The organism is Bradyrhizobium murdochi, from assembly GCF_000472965.1.
Taxonomy (GTDB): Bacteria; Pseudomonadota; Alphaproteobacteria; order Rhizobiales; family Xanthobacteraceae; genus Bradyrhizobium; species Bradyrhizobium murdochi.
In genome coordinates, this window is record NZ_AXAU01000002.1 from 213,808 (window position 1) to 224,411 (window position 10,604).

The following is a 10,604-nucleotide window of genomic DNA, read 5'->3' on the forward strand; positions in this document are numbered from 1 at the left end:
CTACGCAATAAGCTCGCGGCGCGAAATCGTCGAAAGCAGCGATTCTGCGATTTCCTGCGAGCGCGTGGCAAGAACGGACAGCAGCGTGTCGCTCAGGCCGTGAGAGGCCTCCGAATATCCCTGGAGATGGATCTGCGGACGAAATGCCGGGGTGGTGACGAGCTTGTAGTTGCGGTCCAACACGGTGTCGCGAATGTAGCGCTGGATCGGCTCCAGAAACGCGTGCGGCGTCTCCCTGTCATAGCCCGTCGCCAGGATGACGGCATCGTAGGTGGATCGGCGCTTTGCACCGCCAAACTTGTCAACCGTGCCGATCTCGATGCCTTCAGGTGCGGCGTCTATACTCGTTATTTCGCTACGCGGGTGCAACGCGATCCCTGTCGTGCCGCTGACGCGCTGCTGGTAGAGCAATCGATACAACTGGTCGAGGAGGTCGGAATCGACCACCGCATAGTTCGTGTTCCGGAAGTTGCGAACGATCGCGTCTCGCCGCTCGGCAGGCTGCGCGTAGATGAAATCGGTGTAATCAGGATTGAAAATCTCGTTGACGAACGGGCTGCTGTCGGACGGCTTCAAGGCATGGCCGCGAAAGATCAGATCAATGCTCGCGTCCGGAAATCGCCCGCGAAGGTCGACCGTCACCTCGGTCGCGCTCTGCCCTCCTCCGACGACGGCCACGCGCGCGGCCTTTCCTCCGAGGCCGATGTCATCGACCGTGTCGAGATAGCGGCTTGAATGCAATAATCTCGGATCATCGGCGATCTCGGCAAATACCTGCGGGATATACGGTCGCCCTCCCATCGCGACCACCAGATTTCTTGCAAGCCGCACCGTTTCCCCGCCGGCCGGCGTCCGTGAATGAATGCGCAAGGACGTCACCGACTGGCCGACGGTCACGGGCTCGATGGCGACGATGGTCTCGCCGTAGGCCGCCTGAGACTTGAACTGGGCTGCTACCCACCGCAGATAGTCGTTGAATTCAATCCGGCTCGGATAGAACGTTCGGCAGTTGATGAAATCCTGCAAACGGCCGCACTTGTGCAGATAATTCACGAAGGTGAACGGACTGGTCGGATCACGCAACGAAACGAGGTCCTTGAGAAACGATATCTGCATGTCGCTGCCTGGAAGCAGCATTCCGCCGTGCCAGGTGAATTGCGGCTGCTTCTCCACGAACAGAGCGGCGCATTTCAGACGTGATCTTCTGGCGCATTCATCCAATGCGATCGCAAGCGCAAGATTGGACGGCCCGAATCCGACGCCGATAACGTCGTGCTCGATCGCAAACTGGTGAGACATGAGCTGCGCTCCGTTCGGGCGTTAGGACGTGGTCGCCGGGCTGGTAGCTGCCGGCAGCCATAGCCGGTCACCAAAGAAGCGTTCGCGCAACAGCATCACGAGCGTGGCCCGCTTGTGCGGAAAATCGAAGTTCTTGATCTTTGCGAATCCCGAGACTTCCAGATTGCGGAGCTGCTGCGCATGCGCCGCCGCCGGCTCGCCGACGATCCGTTGTGTTCGACAGTCGTCCAGGAACATGTAGTGCATCAGCGATGGCAGCCAGGCGCTGATATAGCGGCGCCCGCGATAGGCGTCCTCGCCGACGACGACATGCCAGCCGCGATCGTAATCGTCGGCATCGTAGAACGGCGCGATACGATTCTCCTTGGCCCAGTAGAGCTCGAAATAGCCAAACGGCTCGTCGTCGAAGCAGCCGATGAGCGGTAGCATGTGCGGATCGGCCAGGATGCCGGAGAGATAACGCCGATGCTTCTCGAGATCGCCCGCTTCGTTCCAGAACGCGTCGACGCGGGGATCGTTCATCCACCGGTGCAGCAGATGCAGGTCACCATCCAAATTGGCGACTCGAAAGGAGATCACTTCGGCGAGCCAGGGTATGAAGCGGGCATAGACCTTTCCGGCCGGCTTTGGCGAGCGTCGCGGATGGCGCTTGCCGTCCGTCATGACGTGGAGTTGCGGCAATGGTGGCCGTTTGGCATTGACCAGCCAATTGTCCCGCCGTTGCATGATCACTTCGGGAAGCAACACGAGGTCTGCCCCCGCCATGAGAGCGAGACCGTGGTTCATCAACTCGCGCGCAAGCTCCACACTGGCTCTCTCCAGCACAAGCCGGTCAAGTGTCGGCCGCCATCCAAAAATGGCTTCCGCCGCCGCCGAAACAGCCGAGATCGCCAGTTGCGAATCGTCAGGAGTGGTCAATATTCTTAGATGATCGAGCTGTTCATCGAGACGCAGGCGCATCACCGTCGTGATGCCTACAGCGATGCGGAGATCTCCCCCACCGTCTTGAACGACGGTCATGGAAAAATCCGGTCCGATCGGGAATGCGCGAGGCCCTGTCGCGGAGCTCGAAGCTTTGCTCATCCGGCCCTCGCATCGCAAACGTGGTTGCTTGAAACAGCACGCGATCTTGACGCGCGCCTGCGATGTAAAGCACTCGCGTACAGGATGACAAGAAATGCAGACACACGCAGTTTAGATTTCTTACAAATCTGACAAAGCGGCGTCACCGAAGACGTCGCACGCGTTCCCCGGCGCGCGTCTCGAAACAGCCTGAACTTCGACGCAAATCTCCGAAAGAATAAAATAGCTCTAAAGAGAGGCACCCGTTGGAACCGATGACGACTTGATGATGTCATGGGTCTTCGCATCGCCCGCGACAATCTTGCCGTGCCGCAGTCGCACTAGATGATCTGCCACGCCGAAATAACGGTCATCATGTGAGATCACGATGATCGTCTTGCCCATACGTTTCAGGTCCGGCAGCAGTTCCGTGTAAAAGATATGCCGGAACGCAGGGTCCTGATCCGCGGCCCACTCGTCGAACACGAGTACCGGCCTCTCCTCGAGCCAGGCATTCATCAATGCCAGCCGCTTGCGTTGACCGGTCGACAGGTCCGTCGTCGTAAACACGCCGTTCTCGACCGAGACCTTATGCGCGACCTCCAATCGCTTCAGATAGCGCTCCGCGACGTCGGGCACCATTCCCGCTCCCTGCAGAAGATCTTCGAACAGGTAATAGTCGGAAAAGATGGTCGTGAAGAGCTGCCGGTAATCATCCCGCGTTTCGGTCACGACGGGCATACCGTCGCGAAGCAGCGTACCGCTCTGTGGTGCGTAGAGACCTAGCAGCAACTTGATCAGCGTGGTTTTTCCGCTGCCGTTTTCGCCGACAATGAAAACGATGTCGCCTTGCCGGACGTGCAGGTCAATCGGTCCGAGCACGAAGGGATTGCTGCCGGGCACCGCGCGGAAGCCGTACGATACGCCACGGAGTTCGATCGATTCGATCCTGCCTGATCCATCCGGCGCGGCCGAGGGCGCGGCCAGCAAGCCCTGCTCGGGCGTCGCGAACTGCTCGGAAAGCTCGGCGATCCGCTTCATCGCCACCTGCGCGCGACCCAATGCCGGCAGGATGCCGATCACCTGATCGATGGGTCCCCGCATATAGAGCAGCACCAGGACGAAGCCGCTGGAGACGGCGGCCGGGCTGTCGGGCCAGAGGAACGGACGCAACGTCAGCGCGACGCCGATCACGACGAAGAACAACATCGTACCCAACGCCCGCGCGGTCACAAAGAGGTTGATCGATTTGATCTGCACCGCGCTGATCCGGTCGACGGTGCGCTGAAGCTGGTCGACATAGACGCGCTGACGGCGGGCGCGGTTCAGGCGCAGCTCCTTCGCGCCCTCGGCGATCGCGCGGTAGTGCTTCTGCAATTGGTCTTCGGAATCGCGGGCGACGTTGAAGCCCTGAACGCCGCGCGTTCGCGCATAGGCATGCGCGAGCGAGCCGAGAACGATGACCAGCCCCGTGATCAGAAAAAGCGGCCACGACAGCACCGCCAGATAAACCATGCAGCCGAGCGTGATGACGACGGAGACGAAGAAGGAGGAAAAGAAGAACGCGAAATCGCTGATGGTGTCGACGTCATGAGTGAGGACCGGAATCAATCGATGCGTCCGGTAGATTTCGAGCTGGTCGATCGGGGCCGCCAAAATTTTCGCGGCGAGCGACTTGCGCAGCTCGGCGATGATCCGCTGCCCAATATAGTTGGCGCTGATATCGGCGCCGATCGAGCCGATCAGGATCAAGAGGCACAGGCCCGCAAACGCGAACAGCAGCGTCGCGACGTCGTCTTGCGACGCGTAAAGTCCGCGATTGACGACCGCGAGCAGCCCCGCAACGCTGGCGCCGCCGACAACGCCGAGACCGGTGCCGCCCAGCACGATCGGCCAGTAGGGCCGCAGGAGATGCAGAATCTGCGCCGTCAGGCCGCTTCGTGGATTCATCATGAGTGCCGCGCTGGAGTAGAGCTGAAGCGAACCTACACGGCCCGTCGTAGTACGAATAGCCTTGCGGGAGTGATGCGAATACATGATGGCAGCATCGCTCATCCAGAGCTTATTTTTCGGCCTCTTTCGATTGATTCTAATTTGTGATCGGCAACGCGTTTAATAAAATGCGAGTAGTAGAACCTTTGCGTCGCAGCCGGCGAGCGAGTAGGACAAAGATCCATTAGGTGGACGTGGATCCGGTGTCGGGCTGCGATATCCGGAAATCGAAGCGTGCGCAGGCCAGCATCGGGCAGGCCCGACTGGAGAAATGACTTTGGATTCGCTTGTTTCCGAAACCCGCATCCCGATTGCTGATGCCGCCGGCCTTGCTGCCCGAATGATCGATCATCTTGCCGAGCATGATATCGCCTTCGAGGACCAAGGTGGCCTGATGGTGGCGAAGCTGCCGTTTGGAACCAGCTCGCTCGCCGTCGAGGCCGAGGCGCTCAAGATCCGCGTCGAGGCCAACGACAAGGGCAATCTGGAAATGCTGCGCTCGGTCGTCGCTTCCCACGTCATCGAGTTCGCCGGCGATGAGCCGCCGACCATCGTCTGGTCCGGCCACGAATCCAACGGCGGCACGCTGGCCAATTTCCGCGAGGTGCGGCTGAAGGCAGCAATCGACCTCACGCCCCGCATGCGCCGGCTGACTTTCACCGGCGACGACATTGCCCGCTTCGTGAACGACGATGACCTGCATGTCCGCCTGTATTTTCCGCCGGAAGGGCTCGCCAAGCCTGAATGGCCGTGGCCCGCCCTCGACGGGCGTATCCTGTGGCCCGAACCGGACCGCAGGCCCATCACCCGCTACTACACGATCCGCCGCATCGATCTGCGGGCTTGCGAGATCGATATCGATTTCGTGGTCCACGATCACGCCGGACCGGGCTCGGCCTTTGCTCTCAATGCGCAAACCGGTGCCATTTGCGGCATGGCCGGTCCGCTCGGACGTGGCATTCGGCCGGCGCGCTGGTTGCTGCTGGCGGGCGACGAGACCGCCCTTCCCGCCATTGCGCGAATTCTCGAAACGCTGCCGGCGACGGCAACCGGTGAAGTCTTCATCGAAGTCGCTGACCGGCTTGAAGAGGTTCCGCTGATCGCGCCAACCGGCGTATCGATCCAATGGCTGCATCGCGGCGACCGTCCGGCCGGGACGACGCAGCTTTTGGTCGATGCCGTCAAGGCCGTGCGATGGCCGGATCATCGCGAGATCTTTGCGTGGGTCGCGTGCGAAGCGCAGGCGCTGAAGGCGCTGCGAAACCATCTGCGCGACGAGCGGAAGCTCGCCCGCGAGCAGCATCTTGCGGTCGCGTATTGGAGCCTGCGGCAGCCATGACGTCCCCATATCCGCAGACCGACGGGACGACCTTCACCTCGGACCGCATTGTCCCTGCAGGTAACTTCCTATGCACGTAGTTCGGCCAACCGAAATCGCGCTAGCCTCGCCCGATGCGGCCGCGCCCTTGTTCGAGCTGGACCAGGTGGCGTTCGCTGTGGCGGGGCGCGCGCTGCTCGAACCGCTCACCCTGTCGCTTCCTGCGCGCAGCGTCGTCGGCCTGATCGGGCACAATGGCTCCGGCAAATCGACGTTGCTGAAATTGCTGGCGCGGCAACAGCCAAGCTCATCCGGCACGATCCGTTTCGAGGACCGCGCTTTACGCGAATGGAGCGATCGGGAATACGCCCGCAAGGTCGCCTATCTGCCCCAGCAGACGCCGCCCGTCGCCGGCATGCTGGTGAAGGAACTGGTGGCGCTCGGCCGCTATCCCTGGCATGGCGCGCTCGGCCGGTTTGGCGACACTGACCGCGACAAGGTCGCGGAAGCCATGGCACTGACCCACATCGAGCCGTTTGCGGACCGGCTGGTCGATACATTATCAGGCGGCGAGCGCCAGCGGGTCTGGATCGCCATGCTGGTCGCGCAGGATGCCGAATGCCTGCTGCTCGACGAGCCGACTTCGGCGCTCGACATTGCCCATCAGATCGAAGTGCTGTCGCTTGTGAAACGGCTCGCACGGGAGCGCAATCTCGGCGTGGTCGTCGTGCTCCATGACGTCAACATGGCGGCGCGCTTCTGCAACGAGATCATCGCCCTGCATTCGGGCAAGCTGATTTCGCGCGGCGCGCCGGACAAGATCATGACGCCTACCGAACTCGAAACCATCTACGGCATTCCGATGGCGGTGATGCCGTCTCCGGATCACAGCCATCTCATCAGCTTCGCACGGTGAGCTCGCGTCATCCGCACTGCGGTCGCAACAGCCAGAGCAGATAGGGCCCGGCGAGCATCATCGCGAAGATGCCGGCCGGCATCTGGAACGGAAATATCACCATTCGCCCGGCCCAATCGGCTGTTACCATCAGGATGGCTCCAATCAGCGCGGCCAGCGCCGTCTGGTGAAGCGCGCGCTGCGCCCCCATCATCCGCGCCATATGCGGCGCGATGAAACCGACCAGGCTCAGCAGCCCAACCATCAGCGTCGCGGTCGCCGTCAACAATGCGGTCAGCAGCATGATGACGATGCGGCTTCTCGCCATCGATACGCCTACCGAACGCGACGCCGCCGAGCCTAGCGGCAGAATGTCGAGCCAGCGAGACAGCATCGGCACCATGATCAACAAAAGGGCCGCCGCCGCGGCAAACACCGAGGCCTCGGTCGGACTGATCTGATAGAGCGATCCGGTCAGCAACGACAGCAGCATGCCGATGCGCGGATCGCCGGTTGCCAGCGCCATGGCGACGATCGCGGCAAAAGCCGCGCTCATGGCGACACCAGCCAGCAGCACACGCTCCGGACTGAATTCGGACCGCCGGCTGAACAGCAGAACCAGCCCGAGCACGATAAAGGCTCCGATCCCGCCGCCTGCAATCTGCGCCACCCGCGTGTGGGAGGGAAAGAGATAGAGAAGCACGATCACTCCCATCGCGGCGCCGTAGCTGATCCCCATCACCTCTGGAGCCGCCATTGGATTTCCGGTCATGCGCTGTAGCAGCGTGCCCGCCACCGCCAACGTGGCCCCCGCGGCCAACGCCGACACCACGCGCGGCCAGCGCCACGGCAGGAATTCCTGGATGCCGGCGAGACCACTCCAGCTCCAGCCCTCGGCGCCGACCCCGACTGCGAGCGCGACCCAGACCACGAACAACAGCAAGGCCAGACCAAACAGGATCACCCGCCAGGGATGATCAAGACGTGGTGGAACGGATGGTGTGAGGTTTCCGACCGGAGCTGCGGACCGTAACCGCGGCAACAGCACCAGCAACATGGGCGCGCCGATCAATGCCGTGGCTGCGCCGGCCGGCATCTCGCGATAGCCCGGCGGAATCAGCAGCACAAGTTCGTCTGCCAGCCACAGCAAGCCAGCGCCGCAGAGCGGCGCCCAAATCAGCCGATCGCGGAAACGCCGTGCACCGGCAAGCATGGCGAGCGCCGGCCCGGTCAAACCGACAAAGCCCAATACGCCGACCACGCTGACCACCGAAGCGCTGAGAGCGATCGCAACGCCAAGCGCGCAGACCCGCGCGCCCGTCAATCCGAGGCCGAGGTTGCGCGCGGTCTCGTCGTCGAATCCTAGCAAGGTCAGCGGGCGGACCATCGCCGCGATCAGCACGAACGAAATCAGAAACCGCGGCGCCAGGAACGCCGCATTGCTCCAGTCCTGCTGATTGAGATAGCCCGCGCCCCAGATGAACAGGCCGATCAGGTAGTCATGGTTGAGCAACACCAGGGCCTGGGTCGTCACGGCGCAGTAGTAGCCAACGATCAAGCCGGCCAGCACCAGCACGACCGGCGATAGCGCACGTTTCCAGGTGAGGCCGAACACGCACAGGAACGCAGCGAATCCGCCGACCAGCGCAATCCACTCGCGGCCCAAAGCAAGCAGCGACGGCGCCCACAACGTCGTCACCGCCAGCGCGAGATAGGCGCCGTTCGAGACGCCGAGCGTGGTCGGTTCGGCCAGCGGATTGCGCAGCACCTGCTGACAGACGGCGCCGGCAAGGCCCAATGCTGCCCCGGCCAGCAGCGCCACCGCAATTCGCGGAAAGACGGTATAATGCACGAGCATCTGCTGCGGATCGTTGATTTCAGGACGCCACAGCACAGGCAACCATGCGCTAACAGGCAGGTATCCCGACAGATGCCGAAAGGTCAGCGCAGCCGCCGCCGCAAACAATAAGCCGATCAGTATCGCAGGATGCATCTCGATCGCGGATCGGGCGGGCAGCGCGTCAACCTTGCTCATTGTTTTCCTGCGGCAAACGTTCGGCGAGAAGGCGTGCGAAGCGTTCCGCCGCCGGCACGCCGCCATAGAAGAATTGATTTCCCAGCACGGTCAGCCGCCCCGAGCGGAGGAACGGCAAGGTTCGCAGCACCGGGCTTGCGTTGAGCAGGGCTTCGATATCGGCAACCCGCGAACTCATCAGAACCAGCCGCGCATCCGGAACCGCAGCGAGCACTTCAAGGCCAACGCTGGTATGTCCCCACGGACCGCTCTGTCCGGTCCAGGCATTCTTCAATCCGAATTGACTGAGGACTTCCTGGTAAAGGCTGTTCGGCCCGAATACGAGCGCGCGGTTGCGCGCGATTTCGCTGACGAGATACAGCGGCTTGTCGTTGCGACCGCGAAGCTGATCGCGGTAGCCGGTCATGGCGGCATCGAAGCGTGCCAGATAGGCCTCGCATGCGGCCTGCACACCGAGACGCTGCGCCAGCTCCATCGTCGAACTGTGTGCTGTTTCAAGCGGAGGCCGGCCGGGCCTGAAAATCGTGAAGACTTCGACCGGGGCAATCAGCCTGAGCCGGGGTATTGCCGCCGTGATGCTGGGATCGATGATGATAATGTCAGGCGCAAAACTCTGCAGCAGTTCGAGATTTGGCTCCGAACGCAGGCCGATCTCCTGAACGCTTGACGGGACAGCCGGCTCGACGACGAGGCGGCTGTAACGCTCGATCTCCGGCACAACCAGCGGCACGACGCCGAGTGCCAGTATCGTCTGCGCGCAGGCCCAGCCGAGCGCGGCGATGCGGGGGCCTCCTTGCGGTGCGGCGGCTTGAGCAAGCGCCATCGGCCAGCCACCTGCAAGCACCCCTCCGCCGATGCCCGCGCCCACAGTGAGAAGCGCGCGGCGAGACAGCCTGTAATCGGAGAGTGAATTCTTGCTCATGGGGTGCGGCTCGGGAACGGCTTGCGGCGAGGCTGCGAGAGACGAGAGTTATGACATACCTTCATATGCCATACCTTCATATGCTCTGTCTTTCGATGCCCGGCCGCCGCCTTTCGTCTACGGCGCGAAAGGCGCCGGCCAGCGCCTGCCCGATCGCCGCCCGCGCCTGCAGGGCATCGGCCACGACATTGCCCATCCGCAAAAACTCGTGGATCATGCCCGGATAGATCTGCAGGTCGACGGGAACGCCGGCGGCGCGGAGCCTTGCTGCGTAGTCGCGCCCTTCGTCCACCAGGGGATCATATTCGGCAAGCACGATGAGCGCCGGGGGCAGCCCTGAGAGATCTTCCGCGGCCAGCGGCGCAAACCGCCAGTCGTCACGGTCTGAATCGTCGCGGAGATATTGCCGGAAGAACCAGTCGACGGTGCTGCGCTCCAGGAGATAGCCGGAACCATATCGTTCGTAGGAATTAGACGTTTGCCGAGAACTCAGACCGGGATATGCGAGCACCTGAAGGACAGGCTGCGGCAGGTTTCGGTTCGCCCTTGCTTCGATGGCGAGCGCCGCGGCGAGCGTGCCGCCCGCGCTATCGCCGCCAACGGCGACGCGATGGGCATCCAACCCCGCAGCCGGCCCCTCACGGCCGACCCAGGCCAGCGCATCGACCGCATCCTCGAACGCGGTCGGAAACTTGTGCTCCGGAGCAAGCCGATAGCCAACCGACACCACGGCGGCGCCGCTGTCTTCGGCAAGACCACGGCACAATGGCTGATGTGAGTCCAGGCTTCCGACAACAAAGCCGCCGCCGTGCATATAGAGGAAGACCGGCGCCGGATTGCCACGGCTCGGCTCCTGCTTGGCGTAGAGCCGCGCGTCGATCGTGGCCCCATCGCGCGTCGGCAGCGCGAGATGGCGCTCATACCCGAGCGCCGGCGGATCGACATCGAGCAACGGTGAGGATGCATCGAAATCAGCGCGCGCCTGTGCGGCCGTCAGTTGCGGAAACGGAATGCGTGATCCGCTTTCGGTGCCAGCCTGCACCATCTCGAGCAGTGCGGCGATATCGGGATCAAGGCTCAT

At 62.5% G+C, this 10,604-nt stretch carries 8 protein-coding genes; 2 read left to right on the top strand and 6 right to left on the bottom strand.

What is annotated here, in order from left to right; all coding sequences use genetic code 11:
• The 3 genes from YUO_RS40230 to YUO_RS0108510 form a co-directional block, all read right to left on the bottom strand.
• Positions 1-1,299: a lysine N(6)-hydroxylase/L-ornithine N(5)-oxygenase family protein gene (locus YUO_RS40230; RefSeq protein WP_035726315.1), complete on the bottom strand. Its 1,299-nt coding sequence runs from the start codon at positions 1,297-1,299 to the stop codon at positions 1-3.
• Positions 1,300-1,320: 21 nt separating this feature from the next.
• On the bottom strand, positions 1,321-2,319 hold the full coding sequence (locus YUO_RS0108505; RefSeq protein ID WP_028346864.1) for a GNAT family N-acetyltransferase: 999 nt from the start codon (positions 2,317-2,319) through the stop codon (positions 1,321-1,323).
• 291 nt (positions 2,320-2,610) lie between these two features.
• Positions 2,611-4,416 (bottom strand): cyclic peptide export ABC transporter, encoded by a 1,806-nt coding sequence (locus tag YUO_RS0108510; protein WP_347335915.1) that lies wholly within the window; start codon positions 4,414-4,416, stop codon positions 2,611-2,613.
• 214 nt (positions 4,417-4,630) lie between these two features.
• Between YUO_RS0108510 and YUO_RS0108515 the strand changes: the two genes are divergently transcribed.
• Both YUO_RS0108515 and YUO_RS0108520 read left to right on the top strand, forming a co-directional pair.
• On the top strand, positions 4,631-5,692 hold the full coding sequence (locus YUO_RS0108515) for a siderophore-interacting protein (RefSeq protein ID WP_198028009.1): 1,062 nt from the start codon (positions 4,631-4,633) through the stop codon (positions 5,690-5,692).
• Positions 5,693-5,762: 70 nt separating this feature from the next.
• Positions 5,763-6,587 (top strand): ATP-binding cassette domain-containing protein, encoded by an 825-nt coding sequence (locus tag YUO_RS0108520; RefSeq protein ID WP_051379327.1) that lies wholly within the window; start codon positions 5,763-5,765, stop codon positions 6,585-6,587.
• A gap of 7 nt (positions 6,588-6,594) precedes the next feature.
• On the opposite strand, the gene fhuB is transcribed toward YUO_RS0108520, so the two are convergent.
• The 3 genes from fhuB to YUO_RS0108535 form a co-directional block, all read right to left on the bottom strand.
• A complete protein-coding gene (gene fhuB, locus YUO_RS0108525; protein ID WP_051379328.1) occupies positions 6,595-8,601 on the bottom strand; it encodes a Fe(3+)-hydroxamate ABC transporter permease FhuB in 2,007 nt (668 codons plus the stop codon).
• On the bottom strand, positions 8,588-9,523 hold the full coding sequence (locus YUO_RS40235) for an ABC transporter substrate-binding protein (RefSeq protein WP_051379329.1): 936 nt from the start codon (positions 9,521-9,523) through the stop codon (positions 8,588-8,590). The genes fhuB and YUO_RS40235 overlap by 14 nt, the downstream gene beginning before the upstream one ends.
• A 76-nt stretch (positions 9,524-9,599) precedes the next feature.
• Positions 9,600-10,604 (bottom strand): alpha/beta hydrolase, encoded by a 1,005-nt coding sequence (locus tag YUO_RS0108535; protein WP_028346869.1) that lies wholly within the window; start codon positions 10,602-10,604, stop codon positions 9,600-9,602.